17 protein-coding genes and 1 pseudogene are annotated in these 20,161 nt (G+C 71.6%); 7 read left to right on the top strand and 11 right to left on the bottom strand.

Translation table 11 applies throughout. The features are described 5' to 3' along the window. Nucleotides 1-11: 11 nt before the first annotated feature. The 5 genes and pseudogenes from OHT76_RS38915 to OHT76_RS38895 form a co-directional block, all read right to left on the bottom strand. The gene (locus OHT76_RS38915; protein WP_328875576.1) at nucleotides 12-893 is read right to left on the bottom strand and encodes a trypsin-like serine protease; all 882 of its coding nucleotides are present in this window, start codon (nucleotides 891-893) and stop codon (nucleotides 12-14) included. Nucleotides 894-955: 62 nt separating this feature from the next. Beyond that, nucleotides 956-1,297 (bottom strand): annotated as a pseudogene (locus OHT76_RS38910) (hypothetical protein); the annotation flags it as partial. Nucleotides 1,298-1,313: 16 nt separating this feature from the next. Next, nucleotides 1,314-2,987, bottom strand: a complete 1,674-nt coding sequence (locus tag OHT76_RS38905) for a tetratricopeptide repeat protein (RefSeq protein WP_328875575.1) — start codon at nucleotides 2,985-2,987, stop codon at nucleotides 1,314-1,316. 85 nt (nucleotides 2,988-3,072) lie between these two features. After that, entirely contained in the window at nucleotides 3,073-4,245 is a 1,173-nt protein-coding gene (locus OHT76_RS38900; RefSeq protein WP_328875574.1) for an MFS transporter, read from the bottom strand. After that, nucleotides 4,242-4,817 carry a helix-turn-helix domain-containing protein gene (locus tag OHT76_RS38895; RefSeq protein ID WP_328876732.1) on the bottom strand — a complete coding sequence of 192 codons (576 nt, stop codon included), beginning with the start codon at nucleotides 4,815-4,817 and terminating at the stop codon, nucleotides 4,242-4,244. The genes OHT76_RS38900 and OHT76_RS38895 overlap by 4 nt, the downstream gene beginning before the upstream one ends. 7 nt (nucleotides 4,818-4,824) lie before the next feature. Here OHT76_RS38895 and OHT76_RS38890 point away from each other — a divergent pair, with 7 nt between their 5' ends. Together OHT76_RS38890 and OHT76_RS38885 are read left to right on the top strand one after the other, a co-directional pair. Next, entirely contained in the window at nucleotides 4,825-5,352 is a 528-nt protein-coding gene (locus OHT76_RS38890) for a GNAT family N-acetyltransferase (RefSeq protein WP_328875573.1), read from the top strand. Nucleotides 5,353-5,430: 78 nt separating this feature from the next. Next, nucleotides 5,431-5,964 (top strand): DoxX family protein, encoded by a 534-nt coding sequence (locus tag OHT76_RS38885; RefSeq protein WP_328875572.1) that lies wholly within the window; start codon nucleotides 5,431-5,433, stop codon nucleotides 5,962-5,964. A gap of 361 nt (nucleotides 5,965-6,325) precedes the next feature. Here OHT76_RS38885 and OHT76_RS38880 read toward each other — a convergent pair whose 3' ends face one another. Both OHT76_RS38880 and OHT76_RS38875 read right to left on the bottom strand, forming a co-directional pair. Further along, nucleotides 6,326-8,812 carry a hypothetical protein gene (locus OHT76_RS38880; RefSeq protein ID WP_328875571.1) on the bottom strand — a complete coding sequence of 829 codons (2,487 nt, stop codon included), beginning with the start codon at nucleotides 8,810-8,812 and terminating at the stop codon, nucleotides 6,326-6,328. Then, nucleotides 8,805-9,302, bottom strand: coding sequence for an STAS domain-containing protein (locus tag OHT76_RS38875; protein WP_443049887.1), 498 nt, complete (start codon nucleotides 9,300-9,302; stop codon nucleotides 8,805-8,807). Before OHT76_RS38875 ends, OHT76_RS38880 begins: the two co-directional genes overlap by 8 nt. Nucleotides 9,303-9,407: 105 nt before the next feature. On the opposite strand from OHT76_RS38875, the gene OHT76_RS38870 reads away from it, so the two are divergent. Then, complete coding sequence (locus OHT76_RS38870; protein WP_328875570.1) at nucleotides 9,408-9,956, top strand: GNAT family N-acetyltransferase; 549 nt, start codon at nucleotides 9,408-9,410, stop codon at nucleotides 9,954-9,956. Nucleotides 9,957-9,965: 9 nt separating this feature from the next. On the opposite strand, the gene OHT76_RS38865 is transcribed toward OHT76_RS38870, so the two are convergent. After that, a complete protein-coding gene (locus tag OHT76_RS38865; protein WP_328875569.1) occupies nucleotides 9,966-10,529 on the bottom strand; it encodes a hypothetical protein in 564 nt (187 codons plus the stop codon). 22 nt (nucleotides 10,530-10,551) lie between these two features. Continuing rightward, nucleotides 10,552-12,192 carry a phosphoglucomutase (alpha-D-glucose-1,6-bisphosphate-dependent) gene (gene pgm, locus OHT76_RS38860; RefSeq protein ID WP_328875568.1) on the bottom strand — a complete coding sequence of 547 codons (1,641 nt, stop codon included), beginning with the start codon at nucleotides 12,190-12,192 and terminating at the stop codon, nucleotides 10,552-10,554. 113 nt (nucleotides 12,193-12,305) lie between these two features. Here pgm and OHT76_RS38855 point away from each other — a divergent pair, with 113 nt between their 5' ends. Further along, nucleotides 12,306-12,971 (top strand): class I SAM-dependent methyltransferase, encoded by a 666-nt coding sequence (locus OHT76_RS38855; protein ID WP_443049886.1) that lies wholly within the window; start codon nucleotides 12,306-12,308, stop codon nucleotides 12,969-12,971. A gap of 2 nt (nucleotides 12,972-12,973) precedes the next feature. Here the strand turns inward: OHT76_RS38855 and OHT76_RS38850 are convergent, their stop codons facing one another. Together OHT76_RS38850 and OHT76_RS38845 are read right to left on the bottom strand one after the other, a co-directional pair. After that, nucleotides 12,974-16,348, bottom strand: a complete 3,375-nt coding sequence (locus OHT76_RS38850) for a pyruvate carboxylase (protein WP_328875566.1) — start codon at nucleotides 16,346-16,348, stop codon at nucleotides 12,974-12,976. Between the two features lie 148 nt (nucleotides 16,349-16,496). Continuing rightward, nucleotides 16,497-17,141 (bottom strand): M15 family metallopeptidase, encoded by a 645-nt coding sequence (locus OHT76_RS38845; RefSeq protein ID WP_328875565.1) that lies wholly within the window; start codon nucleotides 17,139-17,141, stop codon nucleotides 16,497-16,499. Between the two features lie 86 nt (nucleotides 17,142-17,227). On the opposite strand from OHT76_RS38845, the gene OHT76_RS38840 reads away from it, so the two are divergent. The 3 genes from OHT76_RS38840 to OHT76_RS38830 are packed head-to-tail and all read left to right on the top strand — an operon-like array spanning nucleotide 17,228 to nucleotide 20,147. After that, a complete protein-coding gene (locus tag OHT76_RS38840; protein WP_328875564.1) occupies nucleotides 17,228-17,911 on the top strand; it encodes a response regulator transcription factor in 684 nt (227 codons plus the stop codon). Next, nucleotides 17,904-19,025, top strand: a complete 1,122-nt coding sequence (locus OHT76_RS38835; protein ID WP_328875563.1) for a sensor histidine kinase — start codon at nucleotides 17,904-17,906, stop codon at nucleotides 19,023-19,025. The genes OHT76_RS38840 and OHT76_RS38835 overlap by 8 nt, the downstream gene beginning before the upstream one ends. A gap of 15 nt (nucleotides 19,026-19,040) precedes the next feature. Beyond that, entirely contained in the window at nucleotides 19,041-20,147 is a 1,107-nt protein-coding gene (locus OHT76_RS38830; RefSeq protein WP_328876730.1) for an endonuclease/exonuclease/phosphatase family protein, read from the top strand. Nucleotides 20,148-20,161: the final 14 nt, after the last annotated feature.

Genomic DNA, 20,161 nt, shown 5'->3' with positions numbered 1-20,161 from the left:
GCCGTGTCCGTCTAGGGCAGTTTCACGAACGGGGACAGGAAGGCCCGGGCGCCGGGGGTGTCCAGGCGGTAGGTCACGTTCGTCGCGTAGCACGGGGAGTCCCCGGTGATCGTGGTGGCCGCCAGCACGGTCTTCCCGCCGAGCACCGCGAAGTTGGGGCCGCCCGAATCGCCGTAACAGGCACCGCCGTTGCCCTGGGGCGCGGTCATGGCGAGGCGGACCCAGGAGTTGTTGAGCGCGTTGAAGGTGACGGGTGCCTTCATACGGACGCCACCGCCGGGGTGGGTGTGGCCGCCGGGTCCGCGTACGGCCTCCTGGGTGCCGTATCCGGCGACGAACCAGTCGGTCGAGTTCAGCTGCCGCGTGCCGAGTTGGTTCGCGGTGGGCAGGGTGGCGGGGGTGAAGCTCCACCGGGCCGCCACCTTCGCCGCGGGCAGCTCGATCACGGAGATGTCGTGGGTGTCGGACGCGGGGCCCGGGTAGCCGGGGTGGCTGTGGGCGGCGCCCTCGACGGCGACGGCGTTCGCCTGCGCGGACGGGTTGCCCGGGTACTTCACGGCGGCGGCGTCGAGTCCGGACTGCACGTCCTGGTCCAGGGACACGTAGAAGCGCACGTTGTCCGGCCAGTCCGTGGTGCAGTGGGCGGCCGTCAGGAAGGTGTTCGTGTCGATCATGGTTCCGGAGCAGACCCAGTCGACCCGGTCGGGGGTGGCGGGGTCGTCGTCGTGGTCCCAGGTCGCGACGAGCGCGCCGACCTCGGTGCGTTCGGGTGCGGGCGTCGCGTTGTAGGCGCTCCAGGAGGTCTTGCGCCATCGGTACCAGCCGGGTTGAGACCAGCCCGGACGAGCATCACGCCTGCGGAGTTCTTGTCCCGTGGGGTCACCGTTCCGCATGCGGTACAGGTGTAGGTGCGCTCACCCAGCGGCAGGCGATGCTTGGCTCTCGCATCGCAGTGCGCGCGATGGAGCCGATCGTCCTTCAACCGGAATCCGCGCCGGGTGTAGTTGAGAGTCGGTAGCGCCTCACGCTTGGTCTTCCACTTCGGCATCCCGGCCCGGCGTGCCGTAGGCAGGCGCCCTGTGATGTCCTTGTGCGCCTTGGCGCGGGCGCGGCCGAAGTCCCGGATGATCTGCTGCTGGGGAACGGACGAGCGCGTGTCCCATGCTTCACCCCCTCGGACCGGTGGACCTTCGGGATGCGGGCGACCGTGCGGGGGTGGATGAGCGGCCCTCCTTCGTCCGGGGTGGCGGCGGTTTCGCCGGTACGACGTCACCACTACCGAGGGGGCCGCGACCATCGGGGACAGCACCCATCTACGAACCGCAGCACTCCCCCGTACCGGCGCCCGTGTCGAGGCGGCAGAAGCAGGACGACTCGATCGGTACGTCCGCCAGCGCGGCGGCGATACGCAGCTGTTGGGCGATGATGCGGGCCTCGCCGTCCTTGCCCTGGCGCATCAGGCATTCGTGGAGTCCGTGCAGGGACCAGACGTTGCCGGGGTGCTGGCAGGCGCGCGGCAGGGTGCCGTCCAGGCCCAGGTCGGCCCGGTAGACCGCCTCGGCCTCGGCGATCCGGCCCTGTTCCAGGAGCAGGGCGCCGTAGGCGTGCCGGGTGGGCTGCATCCAGCCCCAGGGTTCGTCGTAGGGGAGGTTGTCGTCGAGCTCGATCGAGCGTTCCAGGGCGGCGAAGGCGGCTTCGAACCGGCCCTTGCGGTACTCCAGTTCGCCCTCCAGCATCGCTTCGGCGATGGCGAGGATGTCGGCGCAGGTGTTGTTGAACAGCATGCGGGTCTCGGGGACCTTGGCAGCCGCCTCCTGGAACAGGCGCTGTTCCGTCTCGGCCGCGGGGACGTGGCCGGTGGCGGAGAGGGCGACACCGCGGGCGTAGTGGAGCATCGCCGTCGTCATGGAGTACAGCTCGGGATCGGCGGGCGGCGGCAGCTCCAGGATCTCGGACCACTTGCCGAAGCGGATCAGGACGTGCACCCGCATGGCGAGGAAGGCCTCCAGCCAGTCGGCCATGGGCGGGCTCTGCACCCGCAGCAGATCCTCCGGTACGGCCGCCTCCAGCTGGTCGGCGGTCTCCAGCGCGATCTGCGACTGGCCGAGGAACATCGCGCCGTAGATCCTGAAGTGGTAGTTGTGCGCGCGGTACAGGGTGTAGAAGTTCATCGCCCCGGAGCGCCGCAGGACCTTCTCGTCCGCGAGGATCGCGGTGGTGTTGTCCGAGACGACCCGCCGGTAGTCCCCGCAGAGCACCTCCAGGTGGGAGGGCATGTGGTGGAGGTGTCCGGCGTCGGGCACGAGTCCGCGCAGCCGGTCGGCGGCCGTCAGGGCGACTTCGGGGGTGGGGGACATCTCCATCAGGTGGATGTACAGATGCAGCACGCCCGGGTGGAGTCGCCCGCCGGGGGACTCCACGACCCGCTCCAGCACCTCCCTGGCCTCGGTGGTGCGGGCGCCTTCGGCGGGCTGTCCGGTGTGCAGGTCCCACAGTTGCCACGGCGTGAGGTTCATCAGCGCGTCCGCGTACAGCGTGGCGATGTCCGGGTCGTCCGGGGCGAGTTGGTGGACGGCGCGCATGGCGTCGGCGTAGGGCGCGTTCCACACCGAGCAGTCCTCGACGGCCTTCGCCTGCGGGTAGCGGGCGCGCAGGGCGCTGATCAGGGCCTGTTCGACGGGGGTGCAGCCGGCCGCCTTGGCGTGGGCCAACTCGACGGCGCTGTGGGTGCGTTCGACGGTCCGCATCAGGTCACGCTCGTCGAAGAACTCCCAGGGCTTGTTGTAGTTCGGTCCGAGGGCGTAGGCGAGGCCCCAGTGGGCCATGGCGCAGTCGGGGTCGGCCTCGGCCGCCTTCTGGAAGCACTCGGCGGCCTCCTCGTGGTGGAAGGCGTACGTCCAGGTCAGCCCGCGGTCGAACCAGAGCTGGGCCTCGGGCGATGCGGTGGTGACGGTCCGGCCGTGCGGGCCGAGGTCGTAGTACTCCACGTGTCTCTCCTGACGGTGCCGCCGAATCGGAGACAGCAATTCTTCCGGAGGGCAACTGGTCTGCCCCGGCTCTCACCAGTTTGTCTCACTCGTACGAGGGGCTGGGCGCCCGTACCCGTGCGAGCAGGCCCGCTCCGGCCAACGCGCTCAGCGCGACGAGCGTCGTGCCCTGCATGCCGATGGCGTCCAGCAGCGGTCCGGCGAGGGCGGTGCCGAGGGCGCCGACGGCGAAGTACAGCATCAGGTAGGCGCCGCTGAGGCTGCCGGAGTTTGTGGGGTCGATGCCGATGACGAGGCTCTGGTTGGCGGCCTGGGCGACGAAGCAGCCCGCGTCGAACACCGCGAGGCCGATGGCGATGGCCGGGACGGAGTCCGGCGCGAGGGCGATGAGCAGGGTGCCGCTCGCCGCGACCGCCACGGCGGCGGTCATCACGGTGTGGGGTGTACGGCGGTCGACGAGCCGCCCGGTGAACGGCAGTACGGCGAAGCCGAGCAGTCCGGCCAGGCCGAACAGGCCGATGGCGGTGGGGTCCAGGGAGTGCGGTGGCCGGGCCAGGGAGAGCGCGAGGCCGACCCACAGCAGGGTGAAGGCGAAGTACCAGAGCCCTCCGGTGGCGACCGCGCGTCGCAGCCGCGCCTCGCGCAGCGGGAGCCGGGGCAGTGTGGCCAGCGCGGTGCGGTAGGAGTCGCGGGCCCGGGGTCGTTCTGCGGGCAGGAGGGCTGCGGCAGTACCGGCGCAGAGCAGGGCGAGGGCGGCGCAGACCAGGAGCATCGCGCGCCAGCCGATCAGGTCGGTGAGGGCGCCTCCGATGAGCCGGCTGAGCAGGATTCCGGCGGACAGGCCGGTCGCCACGAGTGCGACGGCGGCTCCGCGGCGGCCCGGTGCTGCCAGGCGTCCGGCGATGACGCTCGCCTGGGCGGCGACCGAGGCGGCGGCGCCGATGATCAGGTGGGCGGCCACGAGCACGGCGGCGTCGGAGGCGGTGGCGGCCAGGACCAGGCCCACGGTGAGGGCGGTGAAGTGGGCGGCGACCAGCCGGCTCGGGGCGATGCGGTCGGCGAGGGGCAGCAGCAGGGCGAAGCCGGTCATCGAGCCGGCGAGGGCGGCGGAGGGGACGAGGCTGATCGCGGAGAGCGGGACGTCCAGGTCGGCGGCGACGACGGTGAGTGCGGGCTGGAGGGTGTAGTTGTCGGCTATCGCCGTGCCGGCCATGGCGGCGAGCAGGGCGGTGCCGCCCCGGCGCGAGGGGCGGGTCACGGCCGGTCGGTGCGGCTGAGGACGACGGCGTAACGGCACTCGTCGGTACCGGTGTTGGCGAAGACGCGGGGTGCGGGATCACCGAGTTCGATGATGTCCCCCGCGCCGAGTTCATGGACCGTGTCGCCGTCGTGGAAGGTGAGGTGCCCCTCCAGGACCCAGACGAGCTGGTGGAGGAAGGCGAAGGCGGCGGCCGGATAGGGGACGCGGGCGCCGGGCGGCAGATGGATCTCCGCGATCTCGGCGGGGAAGCGGGGAGAGGTGATCTGGCGGCGCCGGTACCCGGTGTCCGGGTCTGCCCACTCGACGTCGTCGGCGCGCCGCCGCACGCCCGCAGGCGCCTCGGCCGGGGTCTCCTCTGCCTGCGCGAGCAGCGAGGCCACGCTGAGCTGGAAGGCGGCGGAGAGCTTGCCGAGGACGACGGCCGTGGGGTTGCTCTCGCCGCGCTCGATCCGGTTGATCATCGCCCGGGAGACCCCGGAGGCGTCCGCGAGCTGCGCCAGCGTCCACCGGCGGCGCTCCCGCTCGGCCCGAATCCGGGTGGCGATCCGCTCCACCAGAGGATCTATCATATTGGACATGATTCCAATATACGAGAAGCGAGGGGGCGTGACGGTCCGCGCGGCCCGGCCGGAGGACACCGAGGCCGTCGTCGCGATCCGCAACCACGCCGTCGAGCACTCGACGGCCCTGTGGACGCAGGTACCGCACTCCCCCGCCGAGGGGCAGGCGTGGTTCGCCGACCACCTCGACCGCCGCTCGGCCCTGGTGGCGGAGGTGGCCGGCGAGATCGCCGGGTTCGCGGCCTACGCCCCTTGGCGGGCCCTCGAGGGCTACCGCCACACGGTGGAGGACTCCGTCTACGTCCGCGACGACCACCACGGTCTGGGCATCGGCGGCGCCCTGCTCACGGCGCTCATCGAGACGGCCCGTGCCACCGGCCGGCACAGCATGATCGCCGGTATCGAGTCGGGGAACACCGCGTCGATACGGCTGCACGAGCGCCGGGGCTTCGAGCACGTCGGCACGGTCCGGGAGGCCGGGACGAAGTTCGGCCGCTGGTACGACCTGACCCTGATGCAACTGCGCCTCGTCACGCCGGTGTGACAGCCCGCCCTCGCATGGGCCCGCTCCGGCCGGGAACCCGGTGATCGCCGCATTCCGCCACGAATCCCGGAGAGTGCCATGAGTCTGCTGCGTGTAGCCGGACGTCCGATGCTCGCCTCGATGTTCGTCGCCGGGGGTCTGGACTCCCTGAGCAGCCCCAAGGACGTGACCCCGATCGCGGAGCCCGTCGTCCAGCCGATCACCGAACGGGTGGAGATCCTCCCGGACCGCACGGAGCAGGCGGTCCGGCTCAACGGCGCCGTCCAGGTCGCCGCGGGCGTCCTGCTCGGCATCGGCCGGATGCCCCGCATCGCCGCACTCGCCATAGCGGCGACCCTCGTACCCACCACTCTGGCCGCACACCGCTTCTGGGAGGAGGACGACCCGGATCAGCGCACCCAGCAGCGCATCCACTTCCTCAAGAACCTCTCCATGCTCGGCGGCCTACTGATCACCGCCGACGACACCGGCGCATCCCCGTCCCTGTCCTGGCGCAGCCGACACGCCGCGAAGGACTTGCGCCGGGACGCCCACCTGGTGAGCCGCTCGGTACGCGCGACTGCTCGCCCGGCGGCGACGGCGGGCGAGGTCCGGGCGAAGCTGTCACGGTGACGGCACGGGCGCGCGACGGGGGCCGGGCTGGACTGTCCGGCTGACCGCGGCCCGGCGCGACGGTCGGCGGGGGCCCGGGCCAGGCTCGCCCAGTGATCGCACGCCCGGCGCTACGGCCGGCGGGGTCCGGCCTGGCTGTCTTGGGGACGGCACGCCCGCCCACTGACCTCCGGGGATCCGGGGATCCGGGGATCCGGGGATCCGGGGATCCGGGGATCCGCACGCCCGGCAGCCGGGCGAAGCCATCCCTTTGACGGCAAGCCCATCCAGCGGCCTCCGGGGCCCGACTGACCGCACGCGGGCAGCGGCGGCCGGGCGCGGCTGCCCCGTTGACCACGCGCCCGCCCAGTCGGCGCCGTGCTCAACCCTCGCCCGGCAGTCCCGTCGTCCGTAGCCTCCGCACCGCCTGCGCCCACGTCGCGCGTGGCGTCTGTGTCGCCAGCGCCGCCAGCAGTCCCTCCCAGGCGTCGGGGAGGCCCGCGTCCACGGCCGAGCGGTAGGCGGCGCAGGACTCGGTCGTTCGTCCCTGTTCCAGGTGCAGGGCGCCGAGCGCGGCGTACGCCTCGGTGTCGCCGGCTTCGCAGCCGCGGAGGTAGGCGCGTTCGGCGGCGGCGTTGTCGCCCCGCTCCTCCCGTACGCGGCCCAGTGCGGTCCAGGCGTCGGACGCGCCGAGAGCCGCCGCTGTCTCCACCGCTCGCCGGGATCCGTCCCGGTCACCCGCCCGCTCCCGCATCCGGGACAACGCGGCCCACGCCGCCGGGGACCCTCGGTCGGCGGCCAGGTCGGCGGCGAGCTCGGCGCCGTCCGTGTCCCCGGCGCGTTCCCGGCCGCGCGTCAGCGTGATCCATGCCTCCACGTCACCGGCACGTGCCGCCTCAGCCGCGGCGTGAGCGGCGCCTGTGTCGTCGCCCTCTTCCGCGCGGACCTCGGCCAGAGCGGTCCAGGCCTCCGGGTCACCGGTGCGAACCGCCTGCGCGGCGGCCTCCTCTGCGGTGACGCTGTCACCCTCCGACTCGGCGAGCAGGGCGAGTTCGCGCCAGGCCGCGCCGACCCCCAGGGCGACCGCCTCGCGATGGGCGGCGGCCGCTCCCGTCAAGTCGCCTGCCTGATTGCGCAGTTGGGCCAGCAGGGTCCAGCCTTCGGGGTTTCCGGCGTCCGCGCCGCGGGTGGCCGCTGCCACGGCTGCTGTGTGGTCGCCGAGCGCCCAGTGCAGCCGTACCAGTCGTGCCCAGGCCGCGGTGACCCCCGCCTCGGCCGCCCGGGTGGCGTGTTCCACCGCCTCGGGCAGGGCACCGGCGCGTTCGGCGACCTGCGCGAGCCCGACGTGCCCCCACCCGTCGCCGGCGCACACCGCCTGCTCGAACGCCTTCGCCGCCGACGGGCCGTGGGCCGACCGCATCCGGCCGAGCGTCCGCCAGGCGAGCGGCTGCCCCGCCGCCGCTGCCAGGGCCGCGACGGCGTCCGCGGCCGCCGGGTCACCCTCCTCCTCACGGATCCGGGCCATGGCCGACCAGGCCCATGCGTCACCCGCCTCGGCGGCACAGCGGTAGGCGTCGTACGCAGCAGACCTGTCTCCGCCGGTCTCCCTCGACACGGCAAGGGCCGCCCAGGCAGCCGGGTCGGTCGCGGCTGCCTCCTCGGCGGCGGCCCGGCCGTCGGTGGTCTCCCGCAATACCGCCCAGGCAGCCCGGGCCCGGCTGTGGCCCTGTTCGACGACCTTTCTGTACAGGTCGGCGGCACAGCCGTAGCGGCGCCGCTGCTCGGCGGCCCGTCCGAAGGCATAGAGGTCGTCGGGGGTCCTGGCGTAGGCCGCCGCGGTCCAGAACACGGCCGGTGGCGCCCGATGCGCCCTGACCCGGCGGATGTGCTGCTCCAGGTAGTCGTCCGGACGGTAGCTGTCGGGGTCGCCGACATCCCGTGCGTACCGTTCCGCGATCAGCGGCGCCGGGCCGCGCCCCACGGCCGTCAGGGCGCTGATGGCCGCCGGGAACCACTCCTTGCCCGCGGTGGCACGGGAGTTGGCGTCCATGAACCCGGCTGCGGCCTCCATCAGGAGACGCGCGGGTACGGCGCTGGCGTGGCCGAGCCTGCGTGCCTCGACGGCCGCCGTGAGCACGGCGTGCTCGGGTGCGGTGAACCACTGATCGGGGCCCATCTCCCAGAGGCGGACCAACTCCGGTCCGCCGGTGAGGTGTTGCAGCACGCGGCTGCCGGGTCCGGCGGCGCGTACGGCGGCGGCCAGACGCGGGTCACGGGCCGCCGCCGCGGCTACGTCGGGGGCGTCTGCGGACAGCGTGTCCGGCACCGTGATCCTTGCATGACGGCCCGTCAACAAGGCGCGGGTGTGCGGGGTTTCGTCCTCGCTGCCCCGGCTGTTCTCCGTCAGTCGCCTCAGGTGCTCCGGCCACATGGTGCCCACGATGGCGAGCGGCGCCACCTGGTCGAGCAGACGGCCCAGCGCCCGGGCTGCCCGCTCGCCGGAAGCGCCGCTCAGATAGCGCTGCGTCTCGTCGAGCCAGAGCACGGTGCGGGGGCCGATGTCCGTCGCGATCAGTTCGTCCGTGTCCGCCGGGTTCACCACGGGCCAGTCGGGCAGGACGGCCGCCACAGCTTCGTAGACGGCACGGGTCTTGCCGCTCGCGGACCGGCCCACGAGCAGGACGAACACGGCGTCATTCGTGGCCGCCGTACGGGCCAGCCGCCGGCGCAGCGTCTCGTCGTGGGGGCGGGGGAGGTACTCCGGCAGCGGCAGGTCGACGGTGCCGTCCGGGCCGGGGGCGGGGTGAACTCCCAGGCGTACGGGGTCCCATTGGGTGGCGGTGCGCAGGCGGGCCTCGCCGTCAGGCATGCGCGTTGGGCACCTCTCGGCCAAGAAACTCGACTGCGGTGTCCACTGTGCCGAAGATCGGAAACACCTTGGTCAGCCCGGCCCACCGGAAGTACCTCAGCACTCCGTCGGACGTCAGGACCAGCGCCAGCGCCCCGTCGTGGGCACGGATCCGCTTCAGCACACCGATGAACACACCCACGCCGGTCGAATCGACGTGGTCGACACCGGTCAGATCGACGACGAGAAAGAACCTGCCCTGCTTCACCAGGTCGACCAGCATCTTGCGCATGGCCCCCGCGGTAGAGACGTCCAGTTCGACCGTCACCTTCGCCACACTGATGCTGTCCGTCAGGTGCTCGTACGAGCAACCGTCCGACACGACAACGCGGGTCTCCGCGCCGCCAGCATTCGCGACCGCGCTCGGCACGGTGTCGTGGATACGGAAGTCATTCGTCAGTCGGTTCTCGGACAAAACGCCGCTCACCCACTCGCTCGTGACGACCAGCACGCCTTCAGTTGCACCAGCCCCCCTCAACCTCGGGCTCACGGGATCTTATCGGCCCGACCACTTATTGGTTTGCCGCCGCCCGGTCCGGCCGGATAGGAAGCTTGCATGCTTACAGGCAGCAAGGTCGGGCTCAGGGCCCGGCACGAGGACGACATCCCGATCCTGCGGGCCGAGCTCTTCAACGACGTGGTCAACGCCTCGCGGGCCGAAGCCGGGCCGTGGCGGCCGGTCGGGCCCGGATCGAAGGATCCGAGGCTCGTGGTGGACGACAAGGAGCAGGGCCACGTCCCATTCTCCGTGGTGGAGCTGGAGGGCGGCACCCTGGTCGGCAGCGCGAACCTGTGGGGCATCGACACCCACAACCGGTACGCGCACATAGGCCTTGGACTGCTGCCGTCCTCCCGCGGCAAGGGCTACGGCACCGACGTGGTCGCGGTGCTGTGCCACTACGGCTTCGTCGTGCGCGGCCTGCACCGGCTGCAGATCGAGACGCTCGCGGACAACACCGCGATGCTGCGCTCCGCCGAGCGCAACGGCTTCGTCCGCGAGGGCGTGCTGCGCTCCTCGGCCTGGGTGATGGGCGAGTTCCTGGACGAGGTGCTGCTCGGCCTCCTCGCCCAGGACTGGAAGCAGGATTCGCAGGTCACCGACTGAGATGAACCGCTAAGCAAGCGTGAGTGCCGCACGGGCCGCGTCCAGGAACTCCCCCTGCGCGACGGAGTGTTGGCTTCCGGGAGCTGTGGCGGCGAGGGAACCGCGCAGGGTCTCGGCCGCCGCCGTCACCGGGTCCGGCCCTTCCAGCCGTACGATATTCAGCGCCTCCCCGACCGCCCCCATCGCGGCGTCGTACTCCCTGCGCCGCGGCGCCTCGTCCACCGTGCCGATGGCGTTCTGCCAGGCCACGAGCGCCTGTTGGGCGCTGTCGGTCCGGCTCAGGTACGTGACGTACGCCGCTCGCCGCACGGCCCGCTGGTTCGCCAGCGTCTGTTCGGTGAGGGTGCGGCGGGCGACGTCGAGCTGGGCCGTCGCCTGGAGTTGACCCGCGTCCCAGGCGGCGGCCGCCTGTTGCCGTCCGGCTTCCCAGGCGGCCGCGGCCTGCCGCTCCCCCGCCGCCCAGGCGGCCGCCGCCTGGCGCTTGGCGGCGGTGAAGGTGAACACGCCCGTCAGCGCGCCGCCGGCGAGCGCGGCACCGGCGGCGATCAGCGCCGTCAGCACGGCCTCGTCCACCCCAGCCCCCCTTCAAGACACGTCAGGCGCCCAGCGCCGCCAGCACCACCGACCGGGCCTCCTCCTGGACCTGCCGCAGATGATCCTGCCCCAGGAAGGACTCGCCGTAGATCTTGTAGACATCCTCCGTACCCGAAGGCCGCGCCGCGAACCAGGCGTTGGCGGTGGCGACCTTGATGCCGCCGAGGGCGGCGCCGTTTCCGGGGGCCTCGGTGAGGACCGTGGTGACCGGGTCCCCGGCGAGGGTGTCGGCGGTGACCTGCTGCGGGGACAGCTTGGCGAGCAGGGCCTTCTCCTCGCGGGAGGCCGGGGCGTCGACACGCGCGTAGGCGGGGGCGCCGAAGCGGTCGGTGAGTCCGGCGTAGTGCTCCGAGGGGGTCTTGCCCGTCACCGCCGCGATCTCCGAGGCGAGCAGCGCCAGGATGATGCCGTCCTTGTCGGTGGTCCACACCGAGCCGTCGCGGCGCAGGAAGGACGCGCCCGCCGACTCCTCGCCGCCGAAGCCGAGGCTGCCGTCGGACAGGCCGTCCACGAACCACTTGAATCCGACGGGGACTTCGACCAACGGCCGGCCGACGTCCGCCGCGACCCGGTCGATCATGCTGGACGACACAAGGGTCTTGCCGATCCCGGCGCCCGCGGGCCACTGCTCCCGGTGGGAGAAGAGGTACGAGATCGCCACGGCCAGATAGTGGTTGGGGTTCATCAGGCCGCCGTCCGGGGTGACGATGCCGTGCCGGTCGGCGTCGGCGTCGTTGCCGGTGGCGATGTCGTACCGGTCGCGCTGTGCGATGAGCGAGGCCATGGCGTACGGCGAGGAGCAGTCCATGCGGATCTTGCCGTCCCAGTCCAGCGTCATGAAGCGCCAGGTGGGATCGGTGAGCGGATTGACCACGGTCAGATCGAGCCGGTGCTGTTCGGCGATACGGCCCCAGTAGGCGACCGAGGCACCGCCCAGCGGATCGGCGCCGATGCGCACTCCGGCGGTCCGGATCGCGTCCAGGTCGAGCACGTTCGGGAGGTCGTCGACGTACGTGCCGAGGAAGTCGTAGCGGCCGGTGCCGGGTGCGGCCAGGGCGCGGGCGTAGGGGGTGCGCCGTACGTCCTTCAGGCCGCCGGTGATGATCTCGTTGGCGCGGTCCTGGATCCAGGAGGTCGCCTCGGAGCCGGCGGGGCCGCCGCTCGGCGGGTTGTACTTGAAGCCGCCGTCGGCGGGCGGGTTGTGCGAGGGGGTGACGACCACGCCGTCGGCGAGGCCGGAGGTGCGGTTGCGGTTGTGGGTGAGGATGGCGAGGGAGACCGCCGGGGTGGGCGTGTAGCCGTCGGTCTGGTCGATGAGGACCGTGACGTCGTTGGCGGCGAACACCTCCAGCGCCGTGATCCGGGCGGGCTCGGACAGGGCGTGGGTGTCGGCGCCGAGGAAGAGGGGGCCGTCGGTGCCCTGGGCGCTGCGGTACTCGCAGATGGCCTGGCTGGTGGCGGCGATGTGGTCCTCGTTGAACGCCGCCGCGAGGGCCGAGCCGCGGTGTCCGGAGGTACCGAACGCCACCCGCTGGCCCGGTTCGGCCGGGTCGGGGTGCAGCGCGTAGTACGCCGTGACCAGACGGGCCACATCGATGAGGTCCTCGGGCCCGGCGACCTGCCCCGCTCGCTCGTCCTGCATCTCCCCGCTCCTCCACACGGTCGACCGTCGTGTACGGGCCTCATTCTCCCCTGCTCGACGCGCGGGGACGCGCACCGGGCCGCGGTTGTGGCACGCCTTGGCCGAGTGCGACGATGCGGGCGGCCGACGAGCGAAGGGGAACCGACGTGCCGCACGAGGACCAACTACCGCCCGCCGCCGTACTGTTCGACGCGCTGGGCGCCGACTACGAGAAGGCCTTCGCCCACGCCCCCGCGCATCTGTACGCACTGGAGTGGCTCCTCGAACGACTCCCGCCCGGCGCCCGGACGCTGGACGTGGGCAGCGGCACCGGACGACCCACGGCTGCCTCACTCACCGCGGCGGGCCACTCGGTGCTGGGCGTCGACGTCTCTCCCGTCATGGTCGAACTCGCCGCCCGACAGGTCCCCGAGGCCGAGTTCCGCCGCGCCGACATCCGCGATCTTCCCCTCGAAGAGGAGTCGTTCGACGGAGTGTGCGTGTTCTTCTCGCTGCTCCAGATGACCCGTGCGGAGCAGACAGCAGTGCTGAACAAACTCGCCCTGGCCCTGAAGCCCGGCGGCCATCTGGTGCTGGCCACCGTGCCCGCGGACGTGGAGGACATCGAGGTGGTGTTCATGGGCCGCCCGGTCCGGGCGACGAGCTTCGCCGAGGAGGACCTCACCGCCATGGTGGAGGCGGCGGGGCTGACGGTGCTGTCGCACAACAGCACCGTCTTCACCCCGGACCACCCCGGAGCGGGTCCCGAGCCCCACCTGTACCTGCACTGCCGCCGCTGACCTCAGGCGATCTCGACCAGCAGGTCACCGCCCTCGACCTGCTGGATCCGGCCCACGGCGAGCCGGGAGACCGTACCGTCCTTGCCGGCGGTGATGGAGGCCTCCATCTTCATCGCCTCGATGGTGGCGACCGTCGCCCCGGCCGTCACCTGGTCGCCCTCGGCGACGGCGAGGGTCACCACGCCCGCGAACGGCGCCGCGACATGGCCGGAGTTGGAGCGGTCGGCCTTCTCGGTGACCGGGACGTCCGAGGCCACCGCCCGGTCACGGACCTGGATGGGCCGCAACTGCCCGTTCAGGGAGGACATCACCGTACGCATACCGCGCTCATCGGCCTCGCCGACCGCCTGCAGCTCGATCAGCAGCCGCACCCCGGGCTCGAGATCGATGGCGTACTCCTTGGCGGGGCGCAGCCCGTAGAAGAAGGTCTTGCTGTCCAGCACGCTGGTGTCGCCGTAGGTGTGGCGCTGGGTCTCGAACTCGCGGGTGGGGCCGGGGAACAGCAGCCGGTTGAGGGTCGCGCCGCGGTCCTTGACCAGGGCCGCGCGGTCATCGGCGGTGAGTTCCGCGGGCGGCTTGGCCTCGGCGCGGCCGCGCAGCGCCTTGCTGCGGAAGGGCTCGGGCCAGCCGCCGGGCGGGGTGCCCAGTTCACCGCGGAGGAAGCCGATGACGGAGTCGGGGATGTCGTACCGGTCGGGCTCCGTCTCGAAGTCCTTGGGGTCGACGCCCGCGCCCACCAGGTGCAGCGCCAGGTCCCCGACGACCTTCGACGACGGGGTGACCTTCACCAGCCGGCCCAGCATCCGGTCGGCGGCGGCGTACATGGCCTCGATGTCCTCGAAGCGGTCACCGAGGCCGAGCGCGATGGCCTGGGTGCGCAGGTTGGAGAGCTGCCCGCCTGGGATCTCGTGGTGGTAGACCCGTCCGGTCGGCGCGGGCAGGCCCGCCTCGAAGGGGGCGTAGACCTTGCGGACGCTCTCCCAGTACGGCTCCAGGTCGCCGATGGCCTGGATGTCGAGGCCGGTCGGGCGCCCGGAGTGGTCGGTCGCGGCCACGATCGCCGACAGGGACGGCTGCGAGGTGCTGCCCGCCATCGACGCCACCGCCCCGTCCACGGCGTCCGCGCCTGCCTGGATGGCGGCGAGGTAGGTGGCGAGCTGGCCGCCTGCCGTGTCGTGGGTGTGCAGGTGCACCGGCAGGTCGAACTCGCGGCGCAGCGCCGATACGAGGGTGGCGGCGGCCGGGGCCCGCAGCAGCCCCGCCATGTCCTTGACGGCCAGCACATGGGCGCCCGCGTCGACGATCCTCTCGGCGAGGCGCAGGTAATAGTCGAGGGTGTAGAGCCGCTCGGACGGGTCGGACAGGTCGGCGGTGTAGCACAGGGCCACCTCGGCGACGGCGGTCCCGGTCTGGCGTACGGCGTCGATGGCGGGGCGCATCTGGTCGACGTCGTTGAGGGCGTCGAAGATGCGGAAGATGTCGATGCCGGTGGCGGCGGCCTCCTGCACGAAGGCGTCGGTGACCTCGGTCGGGTACGGGGTGTAGCCCACGGTGTTGCGGCCGCGCAGCAGCATCTGGAGGCAGATGTTGGGCACGGCGTCGCGCAGGGCGGCGAGCCGTTCCCAGGGGTCCTCGGCGAGGAAGCGCAGGGCGACGTCGTAGGTGGCGCCGCCCCAGCACTCCAGGGAGAGCAGTTCGGGCAGGGTGCGGGCGACGACCGGGGCGACGGCGAGCATGTCCTTCGTACGGACCCGGGTGGCGAGCAGCGACTGGTGGGCGTCGCGGAACGTGGTGTCGGTGACGCCGAGGGTGGGTGCCTCGCGCAGGCTCCGGGCGAAGCCCTCGGGGCCGAGCTCGATGAGCCGCTGCCGGGAGCCCGCGGGCGGCCGGCCCTCCGGCACCGGGGGCAGCTTGGCCATCGGGTCGGCGAGGTCGGGCCGTTCGCCGTGCGGCCGGTTCACGGTGACGTCGGCCAGGTAGGTCAGCAGCTTGGTGCCGCGGTCGGCGGAGTGGCGGGCGGTGAGCAGATGCGGGCGCTGCTCGATGAACGAGGTGGTGACCCGGCCCGCCTGGAAGTCCGGGTCGTCCAGCACCGCCTGGAGGAAGGGGATGTTGGTGGCCACGCCGCGGATGCGGAACTCGGCCACGGCACGCCGGGCGCGGCCCACCGCGGCGGCGAAGTCCCGTCCCCGGCAGGTCAGTTTGACCAGCATGGAGTCGAAGTGGGCGCTGATCTCGGTGCCGGCGTGGGTGGTGCCGCCGTCGAGCCGGATGCCGGAGCCGCCCGGTGAGCGGTAGGCGCTGATCCGGCCGGTGTCGGGGCGGAAGCCGTTGGCGGGGTCCTCGGTGGTGATACGGCACTGCAGGGCCGCGCCGCGCAGGGTGATGGTCTCCTGGGCGAGGCCGAGGTCGGCGAGGGTCTCCCCGGCGGCGATGCGGAGCTGGGACTGGACCAGGTCGACGTCGGTGACCTCCTCGGTCACCGTGTGCTCGACCTGGATGCGCGGGTTCATCTCGATGAAGACGTGGTTGCCCTCGCGGTCGAGGAGGAACTCCACGGTGCCCGCGTTGCGGTAGCCGATCTGCCGGGCGAACCGGACGGCGTCGGCGCAGATGCGGTCGCGCAGGGCCGGGTCGAGGTTGGGGGCGGGCGCGAGCTCGATGACCTTCTGGTGGCGGCGCTGCACCGAGCAGTCCCGCTCGAAGAGGTGGATGACGTTGCCCTGCCCGTCGGCGAGGATCTGCACCTCGATGTGGCGGGGTTCGACGACGGCCTTCTCCAGGAAGACCGTGGGGTCGCCGAACGCGGACGCCGCCTCGCGGGAGGCCGCCTCGATGGACTCCCTGAGCTGGGCGGGGTCCTCGACGCGGCGCATTCCGCGCCCGCCGCCGCCCGCGACGGCCTTGACGAACACCGGGAAGCCGATGTCCTCGGCGGCGCGGACGAGTTCGTCGATGTCGTTGGAGGGCGCGGAGGAGCCGAGCACCGGCACACCGGCCTCGCGGGCCGCGGCCACCGCGCGGGCCTTGTTGCCGGTCAGCTCCAGGATGTCGGCGCCCGGTCCGACGAACGTGATGCCCGCCGCCTCGCACGCGCGGGCCAACTCGGGGTTCTCCGAGAGGAATCCATAGCCGGGGTAGACGGCGTCCGCGCCCGCGCGCTGCGCGGCACCGACGATCTCGTCGACGGAGAGATAGGCGCGCACCGGGTGTCCCTGCTCGCCGATCTCGTAGGCCTCGTCGGCCTTCAGGCGGTGCAGCGAGTTGCGATCCTCGTGCGGGAAGACGGCGACGGTCCGCGCGCCCAACTCGTAGCCCGCACGAAAGGCCCGAATCGCGATCTCGCCACGGTTGGCGACCAGCACCTTGCGGAACATTCGTGATCCCTTCGCCTGCCGGTGAGAGCCACCATGGTGTCGGCCACACCTCGCGTACGCCATGTGAACCTGGCCACGGACAGGCCTAACACACCTCGCTTCACTCTCCCGGGCCGGGATCCGGCGGGTCTGTCGCCGGGCGTGCCGGTCACTGGCGCATCTTCGGGTCCTGGGACGGGTCGGCATACATGCGCGGGCAGCCGTCATCGATCGCTTCGGGGCGCAGTTCGTAGTGCCAGGGCTCGTTGCCGTAGATCTGGCACAGTCCGTACTCCGCGCCGTGCTCGGACAGCCACGTGGTGGCATTGGACTGGCCGATGTCGACCGCGTCCCCCGACACATGAGGGGACGTGTCCGCCGTGGCCACCCATCGGGCGGCTTCCTCCTCCGAGCCGTACTTCGAGATCGCCTCACGAAGAAGCTGCTCCTGGCGCTCCGGGGAACGCCAGCCGCTGTTGACGTAGAGCTTGACGCCGTTGGCAGCGGCATCCTTCGCCGCTTCGCGCAGGGCCTCGAGCAGATCGGGGTCAAGGTTGGTTATGCCGGGATACCCGTCATCGAACACGGTCACGCCGTCGGGGAGGGCGCCGTCGGCTTCGCCGAAATCACGTTTGTGGTCTCGCTGGGGCGTCTCGACGGGTGGTGATGCGGCCGGGGCAAGTGATGCGGTCGGGGAGGACGCGCGCGGCCACATCAGGACGCCGGTGATTGTCGCGCTGACGATCACCAGGGCCGCGAGGACTGTCCATCGGGTACGGCGGGCTGCTGTTCGTGCTGGTTCGCGGTAGGACATGCCCGCAGTCAAGGCAGTGCGGTGTTGCCGGCACGTATGTGGTTTTCGATATGCCGACGATATGTAGCGACTCGTAGCCTCGAATCATGCGTGTGTTGATCGTCGAGGACGAGCCCTATATGGCAGAGGCCATTCGCGATGGCCTGCGCCTGGAAGCGATCGCGGCGGACATCGCGGGTGACGGCGACACCGCTCTGGAGCTGCTGAGCGTCAACGCCTACGACATCGCCGTCCTGGACCGGGACATTCCCGGGCCCAGCGGTGACGAGGTGGCCAAGAGCATCGTCGCCTCCGGCAGCGGTATGCCGATCCTCATGCTCACCGCTGCCGACCGGCTCGACGACAAGGCCACCGGGTTCGAGCTCGGCGCCGACGACTACCTCACGAAGCCGTTCGAACTGCAAGAGCTCGTGCTCAGGCTCAGAGCCCTCGACCGCAGGCGTGCGCAAAGTAGGCCTCCCGTGCGGGAGATCGCGGGTCTGCGCCTTGATCCGTTCCGCCGGGAGGTCCACCGCGACGGCCGCTATGTCGCCCTGACCAGGAAACAGTTCGCCGTGCTCGAAGTCCTCGTCGCCGCCGAAGGCGGTGTCGTCAGCGCCGAGGAACTCCTGGAGCGCGCGTGGGACGAGAACGCCGATCCCTTCACCAACGCCGTGCGGATCACCGTCTCGGCCCTGCGCAAGCGCCTCGGCGAACCCGGGATCATCGCCACCGTGCCGGGCGTCGGCTACCGCATCGACACCGGACGTGAGAGGCGCGAGCGTGGATAGACAGCCCGGTGTGAGCGTCCGCGTCAAACTCACCCTCAGCTACGCCGGGTTCCTGATGCTGGCCGGCGCGCTGCTGATGGCGGCGGTGTGGGTGTTCCTCCTGCGTTACGTCCCCGACCGCGCGATGCTCATCAACCCCGATGACAACCCCGAGGGTGTTTTTCCCGTCCGGTCCGAGCTCCTGCGCGTCTTCGCTCCGAGGGCAGCCGCGGTCATGGCGTTCCTGCTGGTTTTCGGCCTCGTGGGCGGGTGGATCCTCGCCGGCCGCATGCTCGCCCCACTGACCCGCATCACCCACGCCACCCGCATGGCCACGAACGGATCGCTCTCCCATCGCATCCGGCTGCCGGGCCGCAGGGACGAGTTCCGCGAGCTCGCCGACGCCTTCGACACCATGCTCACGCAGCTCGAAGCACACGTCGCCGAACAGCAGAGATTCGCCGCCAACGCCTCGCACGAACTGCGCACCCCGCTGGCGACCATGCAGGCCCTTCTCGACGTGGCCCGAAGCGATCCGACACGGGACCCCCGCGCACTCTTCGACCGCCTGCACGCCGTCAACGCCCGAGCGATCGACCTCACCGAGGCACTGCTCGTGCTCAGCCGCGCCGACCAGCGGTCCCTCACCCGCGAGCCCGTCGACCTGTCCCTGCTCATGGAAGAGGCCACCGAGACACTCCTCCCGCTCGCCGAGAAGCGCGGTGTCACCATCGACGCCTCCGGTGACATCGCCCCGGCATTCGGGTCGCCGGCGCTCCTGCTGCAGATGACGACGAACCTTGTGCACAACGCGATCGTGCACAACCTGCCCGCACAGGGCTCCGTGTCGGTGCATACCGGCGTCCGCCCCGGGAGCGCGGTGCTCACCGTCGACAACAGCGGCGAGAAGCTCTCCCCAGATTTGGTCTCGACTTTCACCGAGCCCTTTCAGCGCGGCACCGAACGCATCCACGACGACCATGCGGGGGTCGGCCTCGGCCTGGCCATCGTCAAGAGGATCGTCCAGGTGCACGACGGATCCCTCACCATCAGCCCGCGACCTGCGGGCGGACTCCGCATCGTCGTTCAACTGCCCGCCCCACCATCGCATTCAGCCAAGAGTTCAGGGATTTGATCAGTGAGTGAAGCAATGTCGGACGTGGCTGATGCGCGCCAGCAGGTCGACGCAGAGGAGCGCGCCGAGACGGCGAAGAAGGCGGAGACCGGAGAGGGCGGCTCCGGTAGGGGGCGCGCGATCATCCACCGGGCGATCCGCCTCCTCTCCCGGCCGGGGCCATGGAAGCGCGGCCTGGTACTCGCGGCGCTGGCGCTGCTCCTTGGCCTGCTCATGCTGCTGCACGCGCACATCCCGAACGGGAACGGAGGGCTCGGCAGCCTGGTGGAGACCTCCCTGCCGTGGTTCGGCGTGTTCATCCCGGTGCTGCTCGCCGGGGCGCTCTGGCGCCGTTCCGCCTCCGCGGTGGTCGCCCTGCTGCTGCCGGTCGTGGCGTGGGTGAGCCTCTTCGGCGGGCTGCTCGGCGACAAGTCCCATGCGGGCAGCGACCTCACCTTGGTGAGCCACAACGTCGGCGCCGACAATTCGGACCCGGTCGGCACCGCCCGCGACCTGACCGCCTCCGGTGCAGACCTGCTGGCGCTGGTGGAGCTGACCCCGCAGGCCCGGGGCACGTACGAGAAGGCGCTGGCGGAGGCGTACCCGCACCACACGGTGCAGGGCACGGTCGGGCTGTGGAGCAGGCTGCCGCTGTCGGACATCCGGCCGGTCGACATCCAGCAGGACGTCGGGCGGCTGGGGGACACCAAGCCGGCCGACGTCAAGATGACCTACAACCGGGCGCTGCGCACCACGGTGGCCTCGGACCAGGGTCCGCTGGCGGTGTATGTGGCCCACCTGGGGTCCGTACGCCTGATGCCCAGGACCGGCTTCTGGACGGACAGCCGGGACCGTAACGCACAGGCGCTCGCCGAGGCCGTCGCCGCCGAGCGGAACGAGCGGGTGGTGCTGCTCGGCGACCTGAACGGCACCATGGACGACCGCGCACTCGACGGCATCACCTCGCAGCTGCGCTCGGTCCAGGAGGAGGCCGGGGACGGCTTCGGCTTCAGCTGGCCGGCGTCCTTCCCCGTGGCGCGGATCGACCAGATCCTCGTCCGCGGCGTGGAGCCGCGGAGTTCGTGGGTGCTGCCGGCAACCGGGAGCGATCATCTGCCGGTGGCGGCCGGGATCAGCTGGTGAACACCGCGAAGGGG

The sequence above is a fragment of the Streptomyces sp. NBC_00287 genome, from assembly GCF_036173105.1.
GTDB lineage: Bacteria > Actinomycetota > Actinomycetes > Streptomycetales > Streptomycetaceae > Streptomyces.
Note: the sequence above shows the minus strand (reverse complement) of the source record. Positions and strands in the feature narration are given on the sequence as shown.